At 71.5% G+C, this 22193-nt stretch carries 20 protein-coding genes; 9 read left to right on the forward strand and 11 right to left on the reverse strand.

All coding sequences use genetic code 11. The annotated features are described in order from the left end of the window. The first annotated feature begins 1 nt into the window (after window position 1). From QM638_RS12650 to QM638_RS12680, 7 genes are all read left to right on the forward strand, one after another. Window positions 2-1003 carry a gluconeogenesis factor YvcK family protein gene (locus tag QM638_RS12650; protein ID WP_415142339.1) on the forward strand — a complete coding sequence of 334 codons (1002 nt, stop codon included), beginning with the start codon at window positions 2-4 and terminating at the stop codon, window positions 1001-1003. 23 nt (window positions 1004-1026) lie between these two features. After that, window positions 1027-2010 (forward strand): DNA-binding protein WhiA, encoded by a 984-nt coding sequence (gene whiA, locus QM638_RS12655; protein ID WP_415142340.1) that lies wholly within the window; start codon window positions 1027-1029, stop codon window positions 2008-2010. A 129-nt stretch (window positions 2011-2139) separates the two neighbouring features. Continuing rightward, window positions 2140-3138: a type I glyceraldehyde-3-phosphate dehydrogenase gene (gene gap / locus QM638_RS12660; protein WP_415142341.1), complete on the forward strand. Its 999-nt coding sequence runs from the start codon at window positions 2140-2142 to the stop codon at window positions 3136-3138. Between the two features lie 16 nt (window positions 3139-3154). Then, window positions 3155-4390 (forward strand): phosphoglycerate kinase, encoded by a 1236-nt coding sequence (locus QM638_RS12665; protein ID WP_415142342.1) that lies wholly within the window; start codon window positions 3155-3157, stop codon window positions 4388-4390. A gap of 3 nt (window positions 4391-4393) precedes the next feature. After that, on the forward strand, window positions 4394-5188 hold the full coding sequence (gene tpiA / locus QM638_RS12670; RefSeq protein ID WP_415142343.1) for a triose-phosphate isomerase: 795 nt from the start codon (window positions 4394-4396) through the stop codon (window positions 5186-5188). A 30-nt stretch (window positions 5189-5218) separates the two neighbouring features. Then, the gene (gene secG, locus QM638_RS12675; RefSeq protein WP_415142344.1) at window positions 5219-5449 is read left to right on the forward strand and encodes a preprotein translocase subunit SecG; all 231 of its coding nucleotides are present in this window, start codon (window positions 5219-5221) and stop codon (window positions 5447-5449) included. Between the two features lie 108 nt (window positions 5450-5557). Then, window positions 5558-5917 carry an RNA polymerase-binding protein RbpA gene (locus QM638_RS12680; protein ID WP_415142345.1) on the forward strand — a complete coding sequence of 120 codons (360 nt, stop codon included), beginning with the start codon at window positions 5558-5560 and terminating at the stop codon, window positions 5915-5917. Window positions 5918-5994: 77 nt separating this feature from the next. Here the strand turns inward: QM638_RS12680 and QM638_RS12685 are convergent, their stop codons facing one another. The 7 genes from QM638_RS12685 to tkt form a co-directional block, all read right to left on the reverse strand. Further along, a complete protein-coding gene (locus QM638_RS12685; RefSeq protein WP_415142346.1) occupies window positions 5995-6966 on the reverse strand; it encodes a type IV toxin-antitoxin system AbiEi family antitoxin domain-containing protein in 972 nt (323 codons plus the stop codon). Window positions 6967-7097: 131 nt separating this feature from the next. Then, on the reverse strand, window positions 7098-7823 hold the full coding sequence (pgl, locus tag QM638_RS12690; protein WP_415142347.1) for a 6-phosphogluconolactonase: 726 nt from the start codon (window positions 7821-7823) through the stop codon (window positions 7098-7100). After that, window positions 7820-8860 carry a glucose-6-phosphate dehydrogenase assembly protein OpcA gene (locus tag QM638_RS12695; protein WP_415142348.1) on the reverse strand — a complete coding sequence of 347 codons (1041 nt, stop codon included), beginning with the start codon at window positions 8858-8860 and terminating at the stop codon, window positions 7820-7822. Before QM638_RS12695 ends, pgl begins: the two co-directional genes overlap by 4 nt. Next, window positions 8857-10428, reverse strand: a complete 1572-nt coding sequence (zwf, locus tag QM638_RS12700; protein ID WP_415142349.1) for a glucose-6-phosphate dehydrogenase — start codon at window positions 10426-10428, stop codon at window positions 8857-8859. The genes QM638_RS12695 and zwf overlap by 4 nt, the downstream gene beginning before the upstream one ends. Further along, complete coding sequence (gene pgi / locus QM638_RS12705) at window positions 10428-12128, reverse strand: glucose-6-phosphate isomerase (protein WP_415142350.1); 1701 nt, start codon at window positions 12126-12128, stop codon at window positions 10428-10430. The genes zwf and pgi overlap by 1 nt, the downstream gene beginning before the upstream one ends. Then, a complete protein-coding gene (gene tal, locus QM638_RS12710) occupies window positions 12125-13231 on the reverse strand; it encodes a transaldolase (protein ID WP_415142351.1) in 1107 nt (368 codons plus the stop codon). The genes pgi and tal overlap by 4 nt, the downstream gene beginning before the upstream one ends. A gap of 48 nt (window positions 13232-13279) precedes the next feature. Beyond that, window positions 13280-15319, reverse strand: coding sequence for a transketolase (tkt, locus tag QM638_RS12715; protein WP_415142357.1), 2040 nt, complete (start codon window positions 15317-15319; stop codon window positions 13280-13282). 184 nt (window positions 15320-15503) lie between these two features. On the opposite strand from tkt, the gene QM638_RS12720 reads away from it, so the two are divergent. After that, a complete protein-coding gene (locus QM638_RS12720) occupies window positions 15504-16445 on the forward strand; it encodes a heme o synthase (protein WP_415142352.1) in 942 nt (313 codons plus the stop codon). 318 nt (window positions 16446-16763) lie between these two features. Here the strand turns inward: QM638_RS12720 and QM638_RS12725 are convergent, their stop codons facing one another. The 4 genes from QM638_RS12725 to QM638_RS12740 form a co-directional block, all read right to left on the reverse strand. Next, window positions 16764-17666: a COX15/CtaA family protein gene (locus QM638_RS12725; protein ID WP_415142353.1), complete on the reverse strand. Its 903-nt coding sequence runs from the start codon at window positions 17664-17666 to the stop codon at window positions 16764-16766. Then, complete coding sequence (locus QM638_RS12730) at window positions 17657-18481, reverse strand: ABC transporter permease (protein ID WP_415142354.1); 825 nt, start codon at window positions 18479-18481, stop codon at window positions 17657-17659. The genes QM638_RS12725 and QM638_RS12730 overlap by 10 nt, the downstream gene beginning before the upstream one ends. Then, complete coding sequence (locus tag QM638_RS12735; RefSeq protein WP_415142355.1) at window positions 18474-19430, reverse strand: ABC transporter ATP-binding protein; 957 nt, start codon at window positions 19428-19430, stop codon at window positions 18474-18476. The genes QM638_RS12730 and QM638_RS12735 overlap by 8 nt, the downstream gene beginning before the upstream one ends. A 74-nt stretch (window positions 19431-19504) precedes the next feature. Continuing rightward, window positions 19505-21871, reverse strand: a complete 2367-nt coding sequence (locus QM638_RS12740) for a xanthine dehydrogenase family protein molybdopterin-binding subunit (RefSeq protein ID WP_415142356.1) — start codon at window positions 21869-21871, stop codon at window positions 19505-19507. A 160-nt stretch (window positions 21872-22031) separates the two neighbouring features. Between QM638_RS12740 and QM638_RS12745 the strand changes: the two genes are divergently transcribed. Then, the coding region (locus tag QM638_RS12745; RefSeq protein WP_415142358.1) for a helix-turn-helix domain-containing protein at window positions 22032-22193 on the forward strand (162 nt) is incomplete at its 3' end.

Here is a 22193-nt window from a genome sequence, read left to right on the forward strand (position 1 = left end):
GGTGAGCACCCCCGAGCGTGACGAGCGGCACGGCGACCAGGCCCAGGCCGCCGTCGCCCTCGGCGGCGGGCACGGGCTGTTCGCCTCGCTCAGCGCGCTGCGGCTGCTGGTCGACGATCTGACCCTGGACAGCCTCACCGCGATCGTCACGGTGGCCGACAACGGCGGCTCGTCCGGGCGGCTGCGGCGCGAGTTCGGCGTACTGCCGCCCGGTGACCTGCGGATGGCGCTGGCCGCGCTGTGCGGCGACGACCGGTGGGACGGCACCTGGGCGCAGGTGCTGCAGCACCGCTTCGCGGGTGACGGCGAGATGAACGGCCACAACCTGGGCAACCTGCTCATCGTCGGCCTCTGGGAGCAGCTCGGCGACCACGTCGAGGCGCTGGACTGGGTCTGCCGGCTGCTGCGTGCCAAGGGCCGGGTGCTGCCGATGGCGCTGGTGCCGATGGACATCACCGCCGAGGTCCGGGGTCTGGTCCCCGGCGACCCGAACGCGCTCACCACCGTCCGCGGGCAGGTCGAGGTCGCGACCACCGACGGGATCATCGACAGCATCGCCCTGGTCCCCGACGACCCGCCGGCCGCACCGGCCGCGCTGGCCGCGATCGCCGCGGCGGAGTGGGTCTTCCTCGGCCCCGGGTCGTGGTTCACCTCGGTGCTGCCGCATCTGATGGTGGCCGCGCTGCGGCAGGCGCTGCTGCGGACCGCGGCCCGGATCGTGGTGGTGATGAACCTCGCCGAGCAGGTCGGCGAGACGCCCGGCTTCGGGCCGGCGGATCATCTCACCGCGTTGCTCGAGCACGCTCCCGACCTGCGCATCCATGCGGTGCTGGCCGACGGCTCGATGGACGGCCTGGACGAGCTGGCCGATCTGGTGGCGGCCTCGGGCACCACCCTGGTCGTCGAGGACGTGTCGATCGGCGACGGTACGCCGCGACACGACCCGGCCAAGTTGGCGGCGGCGTACGCACGGATCATGGCAGGGGACGCCTCCCGGCGTTGACGAGGCGTGAAAGACTCCGGCGTATGGCGATGACGGCACAGGTGAAAGCAGAACTGGCCTCCACCCAGGTCACGAAGGTGTGTTGTCGCAAGGCGGAGGTCGCCTCGACGCTGCGGTTCGCCGGCGGGATCCACATCGTGGCGGGCCGGATCGTCATCGAGGCCGAGCTGGACACCGGTGCCGCGGCGCGCCGGCTGCGCACCGATATCGCCGAGATCTACGGTCACACCGCCGAGGTGGCGATGGTGCAGGGCAACGGCATCCGCAAGGGCAGCCGGTACATCGTCCGAGTGGTCAGGGACGGTGAGGCACTGGCGCGCCAGACGGGGCTGTTGGACCAGCGCGGGCGCCCCGTCCGCGGCCTGCCGCCGGCGGTCGTCTCCGGGGGCACCTGCGATGCCGTCGCCGCCTGGCGCGGCGCGTTCCTGGCGCACGGTTCGCTGACCGAGCCCGGCCGGTCCTCCGCGTTGGAGGTCACCTGTCCCGGCTCCGAGGCGGCACTGGCGCTGGTCGGGGTGGCCCGCCGGCTCGGGATCTCGGCCAAGGCACGCGAGGTGCGGGGCGTGGACCGGGTGGTGATCCGGGACGGCGACGCCATCGGCCAGCTGCTGACCCGGCTGGGCGCGCACGAGTCGTTGATGGCCTGGGAGGAGCGCCGGATGCGGCGCGAGGTGCGCGCCACCGCCAACCGGTTGGCGAACTTCGACGATGCGAACCTGCGCCGCTCGGCGCGCGCCGCGGTCGCCGCCGGAGCCCGCGTCGACCGGGCCCTGGAGATCCTCGGCGAGGAGATCCCCGACCACCTGCGCCAGGCCGGCACCCTGCGGCTGGAGCACAAGCAGGCCTCGCTGGAGGAGCTCGGCCAGCTGCACGACCCGGTGCTCACCAAGGACGCCATCGCCGGTCGGATCCGTCGTCTGCTCGCGATGGCCGACAAGCGCGCCGAGGAGCTCGGCGTACCGGACACCGAGGCGTCGCTGACCGCGGAGATGCTCGCCGACGACTGAGGCTCCCCCTGACCCCCGCTGCCTGGCGACCCCGAGGTCGGACTGGGTAGGGTCGGGGTGGGCGACCGAACGCCCACCCACCGTCACGGCCGGCGACCAAACGCCTGCCCCAGACCCAGGAGATCTGCAGTGACTGTTCGCGTTGGCATCAATGGATTCGGCCGGATCGGCCGCAACTTCTTCCGCGCGGTACGCGCGTCCGGCCTCGACCTCGAGATCGTGGCCGTCAACGACCTCACCGACAACAAGCACCTCGCCCCGCTGCTCAAGTTCGACTCGATCCTCGGTCGCCTGGACGCCGACGTCGAGGCCAGCGAGAGCGAGATCACGGTCGGTGACCAGGTGATCAAGACCTTCGCCGAGCGGGATCCCGCCAACCTGACCTGGGGTGACCTCGGCGTCGACGTGGTGGTGGAGTCCACCGGGTTCTTCACCGACGCCACCAAGGCCCGCGCCCACGTGGACGCGGGCGGCGCCAAGAAGGTCATCATCTCCGCGCCGGCCAGCAACGAGGACGCCACCTTGGTGATGGGCGTCAACCACGAGACCTACAACCCCGACACGGACACGGTCATCTCCAACGCGTCCTGCACCACCAACTGCCTGGCCCCGATGGCGAAGGCGCTCAACGACGGCCTCGGCATCGTCAAGGGCCTGATGACCACGGTGCACGCCTACACCGCCGACCAGAACCTGCAGGACAACATCCACAAGGACCTGCGGCGGGCGCGGGCCGCCGCGCTGAACGTGGTGCCGACCTCGACCGGCGCGGCCAAGGCGATCGGCCTGGTCCTGCCCGAGCTCAAGGGCAAGCTCGACGGCTATGCGCTCCGCGTCCCCGTCCCGACCGGCTCGATCACCGACCTGTCCTTCGAGGCCGGCCGGGAGACCTCCGTCGAGGAGGTCAACGAGATCGTCAAGGCGGCCGCCGACGGCCGGATCCTGAAGTACTCCACCGATCCGATCGTCTCCTCCGACATCGTCACCGATCCGGCCTCGTGCATCTTCGACGCGCCGCTGACCAAGGTGATCGGCAACCAGGTCAAGGTGGCCGGCTGGTACGACAACGAGTGGGGCTACTCCAACCGCCTCGCGGACCTGATCGACTACGTCGGCAAGACCCTCTGAGGCGGGTCGGGTAGACGTGGCGGACACCATCGAGCAGCTCGCCGAGAAGATCGGCGGGCTGGCGGGCAGGCGCGTGCTGGTGCGCTGTGACCTCAACGTCCCGCTGGAGGACGGTCCCGGGGGCTCGGAGGACCGGGTGGTCACCGACGACGGACGCATCCGCGCGTCGCTGCCGACCCTGACCAAGCTGTCCCGGGCGGGTGCGCGCGTGCTCGTGCTCGCCCACCTGGGGCGCCCGGCGGGAGCGCCGGACCCGGCCTACTCGCTGCGCCCGGCCGCCGAACGGCTGGCCGAGCTCGCCGACTTCTCGGTCGGGCTGGCCACCGACACCGTGGGGCCCAGCGCACAGGCGATGGCCGCCGCGGCCGCGGACGGCGACGTGGTGGTGCTGGAGAACGTCCGTTTCAACCCCGGTGAGACCAGCAAGGACGACGCCGAGCGACGCGCGTTCGCCGCGCAGCTGGCCGCGCTCGGCGACGCGTTCGTCTCCGACGGCTTCGGTGTGGTGCATCGCAAGCAGGCCAGCGTCTACGACCTGGCCCAGCTGCTGCCGCATGCGATGGGGGACCTGGTCGCCGCCGAGATCGACGTACTCGAGCGGTTGACCGAGACGCCGGAGCGGCTCTACGCGGTGGCGCTCGGCGGGTCGAAGGTCTCCGACAAGCTGGGTGTGATCGACAACCTGTTGGGCAAGGCCGACCGGCTGCTGATCGGCGGCGGGATGGTCTTCACCTTCCTCGCGGCTCAGGGCCATGAGGTCGGCAAGAGCCTGCTGGAGACCGATCAGATCCCGACGGTGCTCGGCTATCTCGACCGGGCACGGGCCGAGGGGGTCGAGATCGTGTTGCCCACCGACGTCGTCGTGGCCGACTCCTTCGGCGACGAGAGCTCGGCCCGGGTGGTGGCCGCGGACGCGATCCCGGCCGAGACGCTCGGCCTGGACATCGGCCCGGCGTCCGGAGCCGCCTTCGCTGCGGCGCTGGCCGACGCCAGGACGGTGTTCTGGAACGGGCCGATGGGCGTCTTCGAGCAGCCGGCCTTCGCCGAGGGCACCCGGGCGGTCGCCCAGGCGCTCACCGGGGTCACCGCCGCCGGCGGGCTGTCGGTGGTCGGCGGTGGCGACTCCGCCGCGGCGGTGCGGACGCTCGGGTTCGCCGACGACGCGTTCGGTCACATCTCCACCGGCGGTGGCGCCAGCCTGGAGTACCTGGAAGGAAAGGAGCTCCCCGGCCTCACCGTGCTGGGGGAGTGAGCGATGGCCGGCACGCGTACCCCGCTGATGGCGGGGAACTGGAAGATGAACCTCAATCACCACGAGGCGGTGGTGCTGGTCCAGAAGCTCGCCTGGACGCTCTCCGACAAGCGCCACGACTACGCCAAGGCGGAGGTGGCGGTGATCCCGCCGTTCACCGACCTGCGGTCGGTGCAGACGCTCGTCGACGGCGACCGGCTCTCCATCGAGTACGGCGCCCAGGACGTCTCGGTGCATCCCGACGGCGCCTACACCGGCGAGATCTCGGCCGGGATGCTCGCCAAGCTCGGCTGCAGCTACGTGGTGGTCGGGCACTCCGAGCGGCGGGCCTATCACGGCGAGAGCGACGAGACCGTGGCGGCCAAGGCGGCGGTGACGCTCGCGGCCGGCATGGTGCCGATCGTGTGCGTCGGCGAGGGCCTCGAGATCCGGCAGGCCGGCACTCACCTGGAGCACTGCACCGCGCAGACGGCAGGTTCGCTGGCCGGGCTGGATGCGGCGCAGGTGGCCGGGCTGGTGATCGCCTACGAGCCGGTGTGGGCGATCGGCACCGGTGAGGTGGCGACCCCGGAGGACGCCCAGGAGGTCTGCGCCGGGATCCGGGCCTGGGCCGAGCAGACCTATGGTGCCGAGACCGCCGCCGCGGTGCGGATCCTGTACGGAGGCTCGGTGAAGGCGAACAACGTCGCCGGACTGATGCAGCAGGCCGATGTCGACGGGGCGCTGGTGGGTGGCGCGAGCCTGCAGGTCGAGGAGTTCGCGGCGATCTGTCGGTTCTATGACCTGCCGGTGCTCTGATCGGGCGCGGCTGACGTAGGATTCGGAACCGTGGAACTTCTCTTCACCGTCATCCTGGTCATCGCGAGCGTGCTGATGATCCTGTTGGTGCTGCTGCACAAGGGCCGTGGGGGCGGGCTCTCCGACATGTTCGGCGGCGGCGTCTCCAGCTCGTTGGGGGGCTCGTCCGTCGCGGAGCGCAACCTCGACCGGCTCACCGTCGGCATCGGGGTGATCTGGTTCGCGTGCGTGATCGCACTCGGACTGTTGCTGGCTTATTAGGGCGCGTCTGCGACGGGTCGGTCCGACGGGCCGGACGTCACCCGCACACGGGGCGTGTGGTCGCCGAACCAGTTCGGCTACACCACTTCAGAGAGGACAGAATCACCGATGGCTGGTGGAGGGAATGCGATCCGGGGCTCACGGATCGGCGCTGGCCCGATGGGGGAGGCCGAGCGGGGTGAGGCGGCGCCACGCAAGGCGGTCGTCTACTTCTGCGCCAACGAGCACCGCTCGGTGATCACGCTCGCCGTCGAGGCGACCGAGCCCGAGTCCTGGGACTGCCCGAAGTGTGGCCTGCCGGCCGGACTCGACGCCGAGAACGCCCCGCCGGCCCCCAAGATCGAGCCCTACAAGACGCACCTGGCCTATGTGAAGGAGCGTCGCTCCGAGGCCGAGGCGGCCGACATCCTGGACGAGGCGATCCAGCTCCTGCGTTCGCGCCGCCGGTCCGGCGAGGTCATCTTCTGACGCCGACTCGGCGCTTGTCGTACGCCTGAGGTCGCCGAGTCGGCACTACTTGGACCAGGTAGCGCCGACTCGGCGATTCAGGCGGGGCGAGGAAGAGCGTGGCCGCGGCGACGAAGCGCGGCTTCGTACAGTCGGCGGATCTTGAGCTCGGGGCAGCTGGTCCGAACGAAGAGGTCCTCCTTGGTGAAGATCTCGAGCAGCCAATCCTGCTCCGCGAGATCCTGCCGCTGGTTGCGGTCCCTCTCGAGCGCCTCCGGCGCGGAATGCCACTCGAGACCGTCATACTCGAGGGCGAACCGCAGCTCTTCATTTCCCAGATCGAGACGGGCGACGAAACGGCCCCGGTCGAAGACCTCGAGCTGCGGGACGACCGGCACTCGGCAGTCGCGGCACAGGATACGGAGGATCGACTCCGGTGGCGACTCGGCGCGACCGTCTGCCATCGGACCGACGACCCGGAGTGTTCGGACCCAGCGATGGCCGCGGAACTGTTCGATGCCGGCGTTGAACTCCTCCGGCCGGTAGCGGCCCAGCCGGTGCATCTGGTCGATGGCCGAGATCGCGGCGTTGGGCCATGGCACCCGGCCGAGGTCCCAGGCGGTCCGCAGCGGGGTGGTGACCCGCATGCCGCCGACCACCGTCACGTGCTCCTTCGGCAGCCATCGCTCACCGCTGGTGGCGATGTGGTTGCGCAGCCGGCCCTTGCCCGATGGCCGGAAGATGGAGAGTGGACGCAGCCCGATGTGCTCGCCGGGCGCCAGCACCATCGAGGCGCCGTGCAACCAGCCTGCGTGCCGGTCGACGATCACACAGTCGTCCGGTGCGACCAGTGCGAGACACCGCGCCCGGAGCTCGATCGAGTCGCCGGCCTCGGTCGCCAGATAGACACCGCGGACCGTGCGTCTGATCAGGCCCGAGGCCAACAGTCGTTCGAGCTGTCGCCGGGATATCCCCGCATCCGTAGCCATCGCGCCGGTGAACGGCCGATCGATCGGCAGCGGGAACTCCCGACCGAGACTCCCGGCGAAGCGCATCTCCTCGATGTCCATGCCGCGATCGTGCTGCGGCCGCGGGGCGCGGTACAGGGGTGGCGGCCGGGTTGTGGAGAACCCGTACAGTAAGCGCCGACTCGGCGGGTAGTGAGTGCCGACTCGGTGGGCAGTAAGCGCCGACTCGGCGGTCAGAGCCGGGAGGCCGCGGCGCGGTCGAGGAACCAGACGGTCTCGTCCTCCCCGCCGACCCCGGCCGCCGGGGTCTGGTGCACGTCGGCGTCGCCGAGCGCCGAGGCCACCGCGGCGGCCTTGCCCTCGCCGCTGACCAGGAACCACACCGAGGACGAGCGGCGCAGCGCCTCGAAGGTGAGCGAGACCCGCTCCGGCGGCGGCTTGGGGGAGTCGGTCACTCCGACCGCGATCGCGTCGGTGGCGTCGAGCTGCGGAAACCCGGGGAACAGTGAGGCGATGTGCCCGTCCGGGCCCACCCCGAGCATCAGGATGTCGAAGCGGCCCGAACCCTGGGCGCGCACCTCGGCGGCGTACGCCTCGGCGGCGGCGTCGACGTCGGCGGCGTCCGCGGTGGACGGCATCGCGTGCACCCGGTGTGCGGGTACGCCGACCTCGTCCAGGAAGGCGGCTCGGGCCTGGCCGACGTTGCGGTCGGGGGAGTCCGGCGCGACGAAGCGCTCGTCGCCGAACCAGAAGTCGACGGCGCCCCAGTCCACCCCCGAGGCCGGTGCCAACCGGGCGATCTCGCGGTGGATGGCCTCCGCGATGGTGCCGCCGGTCAGCACGACGTGCGGCACGTGGCCGGCGGCCTGGGCGTCGGCCACCCGGTTGAGGAACTCACCGGCGACGGCAATGGCCAGCTCGGCCGGGTCGGGATGGACTTCGATGCGTGCCTCGGTCACTTCTTCCCCTTCTTCGTCTTCGCGGCCCCGGTCTTGGCTCCGGTCTTGGTCTTGGCCCCCGTCGTGGCCTGGCCGTCGGCGGCGCGGACCAGCGCACGCGCGGTGGCGGCGTAGACCTCGTCCTCGTCCAGCCGGCGTAGCTCCTCGTTCAACAGCTCGGGGACGCCGCGCCGCTTGAGCGCGATCGGCCGCTCCGGGCCACCCGGGATGGAGTAGCGGGCGAGCCGGCCGTCCGGCCGGGTGATCCGTACGTCGCCCCCGGAGGTGCCGACGGTGACGGTGGTGACCCCGGGGCCGTCGGTGACCTCCTGGGTGACGGTGACCTTGAGCCGGTCGCGTAGCCACGCGGCCAGCAGATCGGCGCTCGGGTTGCCGCGCTCGGCGGCCACCACCGCGCCGGTCGGCCGGCCCGGCGGGTTGTCGAACGCCGCGGCCAGCAGGGCCCGCCACGGGGTCAGCCGGGTCCAGGCCAGGTCGGTGTTGCCGGGTGCGTACGCCGCACACCGCGCCACCAGCTTCTTCCCGCCGGCCGCGGCGATGCTCGCGGCATCGGTGATCCGGCGCTGGGCGAGCCGGCCGATCGGGTCGCCGGCGGGGTCGGCGGGCGCCTTGACCGGCCACCACGCCACCACCGGCGAGTCCGGCAGCAGCAGCGGCAGCACCACCGACTCGGGATGTGCGGTCACCTCGCCGGTCAGCCGGATGAGCGCTGACTCGCCGCCGTGGCCCACCCCGATGCCGATCTGCGCGTGCACCCGTCCGTGCCCGCGGCGGGCGCCGATCACGACGCCGAGGATGCGTGCCGGGTGCTCCTGGGCGGCCTCGTGGGCGATGCCCATCGCCTCCTCGGCGTGCTGGTCGTCGGTGACCACCACCAGCGTCATCACCATCCCCATCGCGGGGCTGCCCGCCTCCCGGCGGGCACGGATGAACTCGGCCGCGATGGCCGCCGCGTTGGTGTCGGGCAGCTCGGTGGGAGCCAGCTGGACGGACCGGCCGGCCTGGGCAGCTTGGGCGGGCTGGGTGGACTGGTTCACGGTCGCCTCCAGGTGCGTCCGTCGCGGGCGAGCATCGCGTCGGCCGAGGACGGACCCCACTCGCCCGACGGGTACTGCTCGGGCCCCTTGCCGCGCTTGTCCGCGCGCGCCCAGTGTGCCAGCACCGGGTCCAGCACCTGCCAGGACAGCTCGACCTCGCTGCTGCGCGGGAAGAGTGGCGGATCACCGAGCAGGACGTCGAGGATGAGCCGCTCATAGGCCTCGGGCGACGACTCGGTGAACGAGCCGCCGTAGGCGAAGTCCATCGTGACGTCCCGGATCTCCATCTGGGTGCCCGGCACCTTGGAGCCGAACCGCACCGTGAGACCCTCGTCCGGCTGGATCCGGATGACGAGCGCGTTGTGGGTCAGCTCCTCGGTCGCACCCGCCTCGAACGGCAGGTACGGCGCCCGTTTGAAGATGACGGCGACCTCGGTGACCCGTCGGCCGAGTCGCTTGCCGGTGCGCAGGTAGAACGGCACCCCCGCCCAACGGCGGTTGTCCACGTGCAGGGTCACCGCCGCGTAGGTCTCGGTGGTGGAGCCCTTGGCGATGCCGTCCTCCTCGAGGAACCCGGGCACCTTCACCCCGCCGGCCCACCCGGCGGCGTACTGTCCGCGTGCGGTGGTGGCGCCGAGGTCCGCGGGCAGCTGGATCGAGGAGAGCAGCTTCTCCTTCTCGATCCGCAGCGCCGCGGCATCGAAGGAGACCGGCTCCTCCATCGCCACCAGCGCCATCAGCTGCAGCAGGTGGTTCTGGATGACGTCGCGGGCGGCGCCGATCCCGTCGTAGTAGCCGGCCCGGCCGCCGATGCCGATGTCCTCGGCCATGGTGATCTGTACGTGGTCGACGTAGTGGGCGTTCCACACCGGCTCGAACATCTCGTTGGCGAACCTGACCGCCAGGATGTTCTGCACCGTCTCCTTGCCCAGGTAGTGGTCGATCCGGAAGATCGAGCTCTCCTCGAAGACCGAGTGCAGGGTGTCGTTCAGCTCGCGCGCCGAGGCGAGGTCGTGGCCGAACGGCTTCTCCACCACCACCCGGCGCCAGCCTCCGGCGGGCCGGTCGGAGGTCGAGGACTCCAGCAGCCCGTGATCGTGCAGCTGGCGCACCACCTTGCCGAAGGCGGCCGGTGGCACCGCCAGGTAGAAGGCATGGTTGCCCTGGGTGCCGCTGGACTCGTCGAGCTCGGCGAGGGTGGCCCGCAGCCGTTCGAAGGCGGTGGCGTCGTCGAAGTCGCCCTGGACGAACCGGAACCCGGTGGCGAGCTGGGCCCACACCTCCTCCCGGAAGGGCGTGCGGGCGTACTGCTTGACGGCGTCGTGGACGACGGCGGCGAAGTCCTCGTCCGCCCAGTCCCGCCGGGCGAAGCCGACCATGGAGAAGCCCGGCGGCAACAGTCCGCGGTTGGCCAGGTCGTAGACGGCCGGCACCACCTTCTTGCGGGAGAGGTCGCCGGTCACGCCGAACAGCACGATCCCGCAGGGCCCGGCGATCCGCGGCAGCCGCCGATCCTGCGGGTCCCGCAGCGGATTGGTCTGGCCGCGCCCGACCGCCTGGGTGGGCATCAGCTGCGGTGCTTGCGGTAGTAGCCGATCAACGACCTGGTGGAGGGATCCTGCGCGGCCCTCACCGCCTCGTCGCCGCCGACCGCGGGAGCCAGCGCGAGCGCCAGCTGCTTGCCGAGCTCCACCCCCCACTGGTCGAAACTGTCGATGCCCCAGATCGCGCCCTGGGTGAAGGTGATGTGCTCGTAGAGCGCGATCAGCTGGCCGAGCACCGACGGGGTCAGGGCCGGCGCCATGATCGAGGTGGTCGGCCGGTTGCCGGTGAAGACCCGCGCCGGGACGATCTCCTCGGGTGTCCCCTCGGCCCGGACCTGGTCGGCGGTCTTGCCGAGGGCCAGGGCCTGGGTCTGGGCGAAGAAGTTCGCCAGCAGCAGCTCGTGTACGTCGACCTCGGGTCCGCCCGGACCCTCCGGAGCGTCCACCAGCGGGTAGGCCGGATTGGCGAACCCGATGAAGTCCGCCGGGATCAGCCGGGTGCCCTGGTGGATCAGCTGGTAGAAGGCGTGCTGACCGTTGGTGCCGGGCTCGCCCCAGAAGATCTCCCCGGTCCCGGCGGTCACCGGGCTGCCGTCCCAGCGCACCCCCTTGCCGTTGGACTCCATGGTCAGCTGCTGCAGATAGGCCGGGAAGCGGTGCAGCAGCTGGGAGTAGGGCAGCACCGCATGCGTCTGGGCACCGAGGAAGTCGGCGTACCAGACGTTGAGCAGGCCCATCTGGAGCGGGACGTTCTGCTCCGGCTCCGCGGTGCGAAAGTGCTCGTCGAGGGTATGGAAGCCGGCCAGGAACTCCGCGAACCGCTCGGGTCCGATCGCGATCGCCAGCGAGGTGCCGATCGCGGAGTCGACCGAGTAACGACCGCCGACCCAGTCCCAGAAGCCGAACGCGTTGGCCGGGTCGATGCCGAACGCCTCGACCTTGTCCAGCGCGGTGGAGACCGCGACGAAGTGCTTCGCGACCGCCTCGGCCCCGGTGCCGACCGCGACGCCGGCGGCGGCCAGGGTGTCGAGCAGCCAGCTCCGGCACAATCGCGCGTTGGTGAGCGTCTCCAGGGTGCCGAAGGTCTTGGAGGAGACGATGAACAGCGTGGTCGCCGGGTCGAGCCCGGCCAACGTGGTCGCCGCGTCGGTCGGGTCGATGTTGGAGATGAACCGGCATGCGATCTCGCCCTGTCCGTCCGGCAGGGCCCGGTACGGCGCCAGCGCCTCGTAGGCCATCACCGGGCCGAGGTCGGAGCCGCCGATGCCGATGTTGACCACCGTGCGGATCCGCTCGCCGGTGACGCCGGTCCACGCGCCGGAGCGGACCCGGTCGGCGAAGTCGTAGACCCGGCGGAGGACGTCGTGGACGCTGGCCACCACGTCCTGACCGTCGACGGTCAGGTGCGCGGTCGCGGGCAGTCGCAACGCGGTGTGCAGCACCGCGCGATCCTCGGTGACGTTGATGTGGTCGCCGCGGAACATCGCGTCCCGCCGCTCCGCCACCCCGACCTCGGCGGCCAGCGCGCGCAGCGCCCGCCAGATCTCCGGGCTCACCAGGTTCTTCGACAGGTCGACGTGGAGGTCACCCGCCTCGAGGGTGGAGTGGCGGACCCACTCCTCGTCGGCCAGCGTCGCCCGCAGATCGGGCACGAAGCCCTCGGCGAGCCGCGTCAGCCTCTGCCACGCCTGCGTCGTCGTGGCGTCGACCGGCGCCGCATTCACCGCTCGACCTGGTCCATCTGCCCCTGGACGGTCTCGACGAGCTCGGCCCAGGAGACCTTGAACTTGTCGACGCCCTCGACCTCGAGCACCGTGAACACGTCGGCCAGGTCGACCCCGACGGCGGCGAGCTGGTCGAAGAGGGCCTGCGCCTCGGCCGCCTTCCCGGTGACCTCGTCCCCGGTCACCTCGCCGTGGTCGGCGAAGGCGTTCAGCGTCTTCTCCGGCATGGTGTTGACGGTGTCGGCCACCACCAGGTCGGTGACGTAGAGGGTGTCGGGGTAGGCCGGGTTCTTCACCCCGGTCGAGGCCCACAGCGGCCGCTGGGCGTTGGCGCCGGCCGCCGCCAGCGCCTGCCAGCGCGGGCCGGAGAAGACCTCCTGGAAGGCGCCGTAGGCCAGTCGGGCGTTCGCCACCGCCGCCTGGCCGGCCAGCGCGGCCGCCTCGGAGGTGCCGATCTTCTCCAGCCGGGCGTCGATCTCGGTGTCGACCCGGGAGACGAAGAAGGAGGCCACCGAACGGATGGTGGACAGGTCCAGGCCCGCCTCCTTGGCCTGCTCCAGGCCGGTCAGGTAGGCATCCATCACGGCGCGGTAGCGCTCGGTCGAGAAGATCAGGGTCACGTTGACGCTGATCCCGGCGGCGATCGCGGCGGTGATCGCCGGCAGGCCCTCCAGGGTCGCCGGGATCTTGATCAGCGCGTTGGGCCGGTCGACGGCCGCCCACAGTGCCCGGGCGCTGGCGATGGTGCCCTCGGTGTCGTTGGCCAGGGTCGGCTCCACCTCGATGGAGACCCGGCCGTCGTCCTTGGTGGCGGCCGCCACCGGCGCCAGGATGTCGCAGGCGTTGCGGACGTCCTCGGTGGTGAGCTCGAAGATCACCTTGTCGACCTCCGCGCCGTCGGCGACCAGGGCCTTGACCTGGTCGTCGTACCGGGCGCCGTTGGCGATCGCGGCGGCGAAGATGGTCGGGTTGGTGGTCACGCCGACCACCGACCTCTCCTTGACCAGGTCCGCCAGGTTGCCGGTCTCGATGCGCTCGCGGGACAGGTCGTCGAGCCAGATGGACACACCGGCGTCGGCCAGTGCCTTGAGACGATCACTCATGAGATCTCCTTGTTGAGTCGTACGGGTCGAGTCGTACGGCGAGCCGGCTCAGGCGCCGGCGGCCTGGATGCTCTCCTTGGCGGCGGTCACGACCGCCTCCGGGGTGAAGCCGAACTCGCGGAACAGCAGCGCACCGTCGGCCGAGGCTCCGTAGTGCTCGATCGAGACCGAGCGGCCGGCGTCGCCGACGTACTCGCGCCATCCGAGCTTGATGCCCGCCTCGACGCTGACCCGGGCCCTGACCGCGGGTGGCAGCACGCTGTCGCGGTAGGCCTGGTCCTGCCGCTCGAACCATTCGATCGACGGCATCGAGACCACCCGGGCGCCGATGCCCTCGGCGGCGAGCAGCTCGCGGGCCTTGACCGCGTACTGCACCTCCGAGCCGGTGCCGATCAGGATCACGTCGGGGGTCACGCCATCCCCGTCGCCGGCGTCGAGCAGCACGTAGCCGCCCTTGGCGGTGCCCTCCGCGGCGGCGAATCCGTCGACGCCACGCGGGAAGGTCGGCAGGTTCTGCCGGGAGAGGATCAGCCCGGCCGGGTGGTCGGTGGTCTTGAGGATCTGCAGCCAGGCGGCGGCGGTCTCGTTGGCGTCGGCCGGCCGGACGACGTCCAGGCCGGGGATGGCGCGCAGCGCCCACAGGTGCTCGATCGGCTGGTGGGTAGGCCCGTCCTCGCCGAGGCCGATCGAGTCGTGGGTCCACACGTAGGTGACCGGCACGCCCATCAGGCTCGCCACCCGGACCGCGCCCCGCATGTAGTCGGAGAAGGTGAGGAAGGTGCCGCCGAAGACCCGGGTCAGGCCATGCACCGTGATGCCGTTCATGATGGCGCCCATGCCGTGCTCGCGGATGCCGAAGTGCAGCACCCGGCCCTGGTACGGGTCCCCGTTCCAGTCCTTGGTCGAGCGGTCGGTCGGGATGAACGAGGGCACCCCGGAGATGGTGGTGTTGTTCGAACCGGCCAGGTCGGCGGAGCCGCCCCACAGCTCGGGGAGCACCGGAGCGAGCGCGTTGATCACCTTGCCGGACGCGGCCCGCGACGCGATGCCCTTCGCGTCCGCCTCGAAGACCGGCAGGGCCTCGGCGATGTCGTCGGGCAGGGCACGGTTGCGCAGTCGGTGCAGCAGGGCGTCGGCGGCGGGGTTGGCCGCCGCCCAGGCGGCGTACTTCTCATCCCACTCCGCGCCCCGGGCGCGGCCGCGCTCGAGCAGCTTGCGGGTGTGCTCCAAGACCCCGGCCGGGACCTCGAAGGTCTTCGTCGGGTCGAAGCCGAGCGCCTCCTTGGTGGCGGCCACCTCCGCGTCGCCGAGCGCGGAGCCGTGCGCCTTCTCGGTGCCCTGGGCGTTCGGAGCCGGCCAGGCGATGATGGTCTTGAGCACGATCAGGGAGGGCTTGTCGGTGACGCCGTCGGCCCGCTCGAGCGCCTCGTACAGGGCCGGCACGTCCTCGGCGTACCCGGTGCCGCCGTTGGTCCAGTCCACCGTCTGGACGTGCCAGCCGTAGGCCTCGTAGCGCTCGGCGACGTCCTCGGTGAAGGCCACCTCGGTGTCACCCTCGATGGAGATCCGGTTGTCGTCGTAGATCATCGTGAGGTTGCCGAGCTGCTGGGTGCCGGCGATCGAGGACGCCTCGCCACTGACACCCTCCTCCAGGTCGCCGTCCGAGGCGATCGCGTAGATGTGGTGGTCGAAGATGGACGCGCCCGGGGCGGCGTCGGGGTCGAGCAGCCCGTGGGTCCGGCGGGCGGCCATCGCCATCCCGACGGCGTTGCCCACGCCCTGGCCGAGCGGGCCGGTGGTGATCTCGACGCCGGCGGTGTGGCCGTACTCCGGGTGGCCGGGCGTCTTGGAGCCCCAGGTGCGCAGGCTCTCGATGTCCTCCAGCTCCAGTCCGAAGCCGCCGAGGAAGAGCTGGAGGTAGAGGGAGATCGAGGAGTGTCCGCAGCTCAGCACGAACCGGTCCCGGGCGATCCAGTTGGGGTCGGCGGGGTCGTGCCGCATCACCTTCTGGAAGAGCAGGTACGCCGCCGGCGCCAGGCTCATCGCGGTGCCCGGGTGGCCGTTACCGACCTTCTGTACGGCGTCCATGGCCAGGACGCGGATGGTGTCGACGGCCAGCTTGTCCTGGTCCGTCCACTCAAGGTCAGCGAATGCGCTCACGAGGTTCCTTCACTGGATCGAAACGTTGCCGAACTGCCTGATGCTGAGCCTACTCATGCCGGGGGTTAGACTCACACCGCAGTTCATCAGCGAGCGCTAAGGAACGCCTCACGTGACGTACGTCGGTCAGCCGGTTCCGGACCTGCAGTCCACCGGTGGCCACGCGACCTTCAAGGACGTGGTCGGCGCCTACGTCTCGCTGACCAAGCCACGGGTGATGGAGCTCCTGCTGCTCACCACCGTGCCGGTGATGTTCTTCGCCGCGCGCGGCATCCCCGGGCTGGGCCTGGTGGTGGCCACGGTGGTGGGCGGCAGCTTCTCGGCGGGTTCGGCGTCGGTGTTCAACTGTGTCTACGACCGTGACATCGACGAGCAGATGCGCCGCACCCGGCGCCGGGCGCTGCCGCGTCACGTGGTCTCGCCGACCGCCGCGCTGGTCTTCGGCGCGGTGCTGGCGGTGGGCTCGGTGCTGGTGCTGGGCTTCTTCGTGAACTGGCTCTCGGCCGGACTGTCGGTGGTGGCCAACGCCTTCTACGTCTTCGGCTACACGATGCTGCTCAAGCGGCGGACCACTCAGAACATCGTGTGGGGCGGCATCGCGGGTTGCTTCCCGGCGATGATCGGTTGGACCGCGGTGACCGGCTCGCTGGCCTGGGCGCCGGTGGTGCTGTTCGGGATCGTCTTCTTCTGGACCCCGCCGCACACCTGGGCGCTGGCGCTGCGCTACCGCGACGACTACGCCCAGGTCGACGTGCCGATGCTGCCGGTGGTCAGGTCGGCCCGCGAGGTCGGGCGTCAGATCGTGCTCTACTCGATCGTGATGGTGGCGACCTCGCTGCTGCTGTGGCCGGTTGCGCACACCGGATGGTTCTACCCGGTGTGCGCGGTGGTCCTGGGCGCGGTGTTCCTGGTCCAGGCGCAGCGGATGTGGGTGCGCGCCCGTGGCACCGAGGATCTCTCCCTGATCCGGCCGATGCAGCTGTTCCACTCCAGCAACCTCTACCTCTCGCTGCTGTTCGTCGCGGTCGCCATCGACCCGCTGATCACCCGCTGATCGTCCGCTCGCACGGGGCGGGGTAGGGCATCCCCGGAGGTGCTCGGCTGTGGGTCGAGCAGGGCTCGGCTGTATCTGTCGGTCGAGTAGGGCGAGGGGACGAGCCCGTATCGAGACCACCGAGGCCTGGGGATCTCGATGCGGTCGCTCGTTCCGGAGGCCGAACAAGGGACCATGTGCCTCTGCTCGGCAACCATGGCGGCGCCGTTTGCCTCTGTTCGGCAACCATGGCGGCGCCACTTGCCTCTGTTCGGCAACCATGGCGGCGCCACTTGCCTCTGTTCGGCGGGTGTGGCGGCGCCGTTTGCCTCTGCTCGGTCAGGCGGGTGCGTCGTACCGGATCCGCAGGAGCACCCAGGTGATGCAGGCCGAGATCAGTGCCGCGCCGAGCATGTGGAACATGACCAGCACGATCGGCAGGTCGGTGAAGTACTGCACGAAGCCGACGGTGCCCTGGGCGAGCTCCACGGCGAGCAGGATCCACGCCGCCTGCCGGGTCGCCGGTGGCGCGCCGAGCGCGTAGGCGGCGACGATCAGGCCGACGGTCAGGCCGATGAAGAGGAAGACCAGGTCGGCGTGGAGCTGTGACATCTGCAGCGCGGAGAGGCCGTTGCGGGGCGCGTCCTGGTCGCCCGCGTGCGGGCCGGCGCCGGTGACGACGGTGCCGGCGTAGAGCACCAGCCAGGCCACCGCGAACGTCGCCCAGGCGAGCCAGACCACGGGGCCGCGGGCGAGTGGCCGGGCGGGCACCCGGATCCGCCACAGCAGCAGGACGGCGAGTCCGATGATCCCCATCGAGCAGAGCAGGTGCAGCGAGACGATCCAGGGGTTGAGGTCGGTGAGCACGGTGATGCCGCCGATGACCGCCTGGGCGGGGATGCCGAGGGCGATCCACAGCGCGAGCCGGCGCAGCTCGCGTCGCCCGGTCTGCCAGGCGGAGACGAAGGTGAGCACCGCGATCGCCACCAGCACGAAGGTGAGCATCCGGTTGCCGAACTCGATCGCGGAGTGCACGTTGAGGTCGCCGTGCGGCGTCATGCCCTCGTCGGTACAGCGCGGCCAGGTCGGGCAGCCGAGGCCGGAGCCGGTCAGCCGGACCGCGCCGCCGGTGACCACCAGCACCACGTTCGCGGCCAGCGTCGCCCATCCCAGCGGCTCGATCCAACGGGCCAGCGACGGGATCCGGCCGGCCAGTCGGGCGGTCTGCGCGGTCATTCCCATGTGAAGGTCCTCGCGGTCAGTCCGGTGCCGATCAGGGCCCAGGCCAGCAGCACCCCGAGATCGCGCCAGCTCACCTCGGCGTGCAGGAAGGCGGCGCGGATGGCCTCGCCGAGCGCGCCGGACGGCAGCCAGCGGGCGACGTCGCCGAACCCGCCGTACGCGGAGATCGGCAGCACCACCGCGCCGCCGGCCATCAGCAGCAGGTAGATCAGGTTGGCGGCCGCCAGGGTGGCCTCGGCGCGCAGCACGCCGGCCACGAACAGCCCGAGCGAGGCGAACGCCGCGGTGCCCAGCAGGACGGCCAGGAAGAAGCCGACCGCGCCGGGCTCGGGCGTCCAGCCGAGGATCTGACCGACGCCGCCGATGACGAACATCTGCAGCAGCTCGACCAGCAGCAGCGCGACGACCTTGCCGGCCAGCAGCCCGACCCGGGGCAGGGGTGAGGCGCCGAGGCGCTTGATCACGCCGTACCGGCGCTCGAAGCCGGTGGCGATGGCCAGCGAGGTGAACGAGGTCGACATCACCGCCAGGGCGAGCACCCCGGGGGTGAAGATGTCCACCAGCGGTCGCGGGTCGGTGAGCTTGAGGTTGAGGTGCTCCCCGGCGGTGACGCCGCCCACCAGGATCAGCACCGGGATCACCACGGCGAGCAGCAACTGCTCGCCGTTGCGCAGCATCAACCGGGCCTCCATCGCCGCCTGCGCGGCCACCTGTCGCCACAGCGGCGCGCCGCCGGGCAGCGGGGCGAAGGCTCCGCTGCCGGTGAGGGGACCCGTGCCGGGGTTGCCGGCTGGGTTGGGAGCGGCGTCAGCCACGCGTGAGCTCCCGTCCGGTGAGGTCGAGGAAGACGTCCTCGAGGGTGCGCTGGCCCAGCGCGAGCGACTCCGGGAGCACCTGGTTCTCCTCGCACCAGCGCGACACCTTGGCCAGCGTGGTCGAGTCCGCCGGACCGCTGACCCGCAGCGACCGCTCGTCGAGCAGCACCACCTCGATGCCCTCGCCGAGAGCCGCCCGCAGTGACGCCGGCGCCCCGGGCGGGAACGGCCGGGTGACCACCAACCGGATCGTGGCCTGGCCCTGGCCGGCCTTCGCCCGGGTCAGCTCGAGGGGGGAGCCGGAGGCGATCAGCCGGCCCTGGTCGATGATGTGCACCTGGTCGGCGAGCTGCTCGGCCTCCTCCAGGTAGTGGGTGGTGAGCACCACCGTCACCCCGTCGCCACGCAGCTCCTCCAGGAGCCGCCAGGTGGTACGCCGCGCGGCCGGGTCCATTCCGGCGGTGGGCTCGTCCACGAACACGATCTCCGGGCGGCCGACCAGGGCGAGCGCCAGCCCGAGCCGTTGCTGCTGTCCGCCGGAGAGCCGGCGGTACGGCGTACGGCCGCACTCGGCCAGGCCCAGGCGATCGGCCAGCATGTCGACGCTGAGCGGGTGCGCGTGCAGTCGGGCGATGTGGCGCAGCATCTCCATCGCGCGTACGCCGCTCCAGGCGCCCTGGCCCTGGAGCATCACGCCGATCCGGGGGAGCAGGTCGCGGCGCTGCGCGACCGGGTCCATGCCGAGCACCCGCACCGATCCGGCATTCGGCTTGCGGTAGCCCTCGCAGGTCTCCAGGGTGGTGGTCTTGCCGGCGCCGTTCGGGCCGAGCACGGCGGTGATGGTCGCCCGCCGGACGCTCAGGCTCAGCGCATCGACGGCGACCTTCTCGCCGTAGGCCATGCGCAGGTCGCGCACCACGACAGCGGCGTCACTCTCACCATCGGGCACCGCGCCAGTGTAGGTAGCGGCGTGTCGCGCCGCGGAATCGGGGCGCGGCGCCGCCCGGGCCCCTCCGGACCGACTCAGACCTCGGCGCCCTCGGTCACCGAACCGCCCTCGGAGTCGGACGCGATGGCCTCGAACGCGGCGGGCGGCTCGCGCCAGGGGTCGGGCAGCGTGCCGGCGCGGGCCTGCTCGATCACGCGCCACACCCGCTCCGGAGTGCAGGGCAGGTCGATGTGCCGGACGCCGAGATGGCTCACCGCGTCGACCACCGCGTTCTGCACCGCGGGGGTGGAGCCGATGGTGGCGGACTCGCCGATGCCCTTGGCGCCGAGCGGGTTGAGCGGAGTCGGGGTCTCGGTGTTGCTCGCCTCGTACTGCACGGTGTCGGGCGCGCCCGGGATGCAGTAGTCGACGAAGGTCGAGGTCAGCGGCGTGCCGTCGGCGTCGTAGACCATCTCCTCCCACAGTGCCTGCGAGATGCCCTGCAGCGCGCCGCCGTGCTGCTGTCCGGCCACGATCAGGGGGTTGAGCACCCGGCCGCAGTCGTCCACGGCGACGTGCCGCAACGGGGTGACCCGGCCGGTCTCGGCGTCGACCTCGACGATCGCCACGTGCGCCCCGAACGGGAACGTGGCCGCCGGCGAGGTGAAGTCGTAGACCTCGCTCAGACCGCCGTCGGCGTCGGCCTCGGCGGCGATCTGCGCCCAGCTCACTCGCGCGTCGGCCACGCCGCGCACGGCCAGCCCGTCGGGCACCGGCTCGAGGTCGGCGGCGTCGGCCTCCAGCATCCGGGCCGCGATCTCGGCACCCCTGGCGTAGACCCGGTCGGCCGCGCCGCTGACCGCGCTCCCCCCGAGCTGCAGCGACCGGGAGCCGCCGGTGCCGCCACCGGAGCGCACCTTCGCGGTGTCGGACTGCACGTAGCTGATCTTCTCCATGGCGATGCCGAGCCGGTCGGAGACGATCATGGCGAAGGAGGTGGCGTGTCCCTGGCCGTGGGCCGAGGTGCCGGCCGTCACGGTCGCGTGCCCGGTGGCATCGATCTGGACGGAGCCGAACTCGCTGCCGCCGAACCCGGTGATCTCGATGTACGTCGAGATCCCGATGCCGAGCAGCCGCGTCTCGCCGGCCTCGCGCCGACGGGTCTGCTCGGCGCGGGCGGCATCGATGTCGGCGATCCGCAGCGCCTCGCGCAGCGGCAGGTCGAAGTCGGCGATGTCGTAGTCCGCGCCGGTCGCGGTCCGGTGCGGGAAGTCGTCCTTGGCGATGAAGTTGCGTCGGCGGATCTCCTCGGGTGCCAGCCCGAGCTCGTCGGCGGCCAGGTCGACGAGCCGCTCGATCATCGCCGCCGCCTCGGGGCGGCCGGCGCCGCGGAAGGCCCCGGTGGGCGCGGTGTTGGTCAGCGACGCGATCGCCGCGTAGGTCAGGCGCGGGATGTCGTAGACGCCGCCCGCCATCAGGTAGGTCGGTCCGAGCACGAAGGAGCCGCCGAAGCCGGCGTACGCCCCGCAGTCCCCGACCAGTCGGAGCCGTAGGCCGAGGAAGCGCCCGGCGTCGTCGAGACCGAGCTCGGCGTACTGGACCTGACCGCGGCTCTGCATCGAGATCATCGCCTCGCTGCGGGTCTCGGCCCAGCTCACCGGTCGGTGGAGCAGTTGGGCGGCCCCGAGCACCGCGCAGTGCTCGGCGATCACCCCGGCCTTGCCGCCGAAGGCGCCGCCGACGTGCGGCGCGACGACGCGCATCTGCTCCGGTGCGACGCCGGCGTACGCCGCCAGCTGGGTGCGAGCCAGATGGGGCTGCTGGGTGCCGACCTGCACCTCGAAGGCGCCGGGCCCGTCCTCGGGATCGTTCGGGATGACCAGGATCGCGTGGCCCTCCATCGGCGCGGTGGCGACCCGCTGGTTCTCCATCCGCAGCCGTACGACGCGCGCGCCGGCCGGCCACGGCTCGGACTGGTCGTCGTCCTTGCGCGAGGCGGCGATGTTGCTGCCGAGCTCGGGGAACTGCAGCGGCGCGTCGTCGGCCAGGGCGGCCTCCATGTCGGCGACCGCCGGCAGCGGGTCGTAGTCGACGATCACCAGCTCGGCGGCGTCCACCGCCTGGGCCCGGGTCTCGGCGACGACCAGCGCCACCGGATCGCCGACGTAGCGCACCGTCTGGTCCGCCAGCGCCTGGCGGGTCAGTGCCGGGTTGACGGTGGCGAACGGGGTGAACTCCCGGCCACCGAGGTCGCCCGCGACCAGGACCGCCGCCACGCCGGGAGCGGACGCCGCCTCGTCGGTGTCGACCTGTTCGATCCGGGCATGGGCCAGCGGACTGCGGACGAACACCGCATGGAGCAGGCCCGGTGGTCGCTGATTGTCGACGAAGGTGGTCCGGCCGACCAACAGGTCGGGGTCCTCGACGCGGCGTACGACTGTTCCCAACAATGATCCCGGCACATCTGTGAGGTTAGCCAGATCACCTCGATCAGGACACCCTCTCCGGTTCTTGCATCGGTCACCGTGCCGGTGCGACGGGTGACTGTGACCGAGGTTAGGTCAGCCTTGCTTGAAGCGCCCCGGGGAATATCGTCACAATGGTGTTGTGAAAATCGACGAGGTGGCCCACCAGGGCGACGACCGGTCGACGCGCAGGCGCGTCGCCCGGTCGATCCTCGTCGAGGGCCCGCTGACCGCGGCGGCGCTCGCCGAGCGGCTCGAGCTCACCCCGGCCGCCGTCCGGCGGCACCTCGAGGTGCTGGTCGCCGACGGCACGGTCGAG

Source organism: Nocardioides sp., from assembly GCF_047606145.1.
GTDB lineage: Bacteria > Actinomycetota > Actinomycetes > Propionibacteriales > Nocardioidaceae > Nocardioides.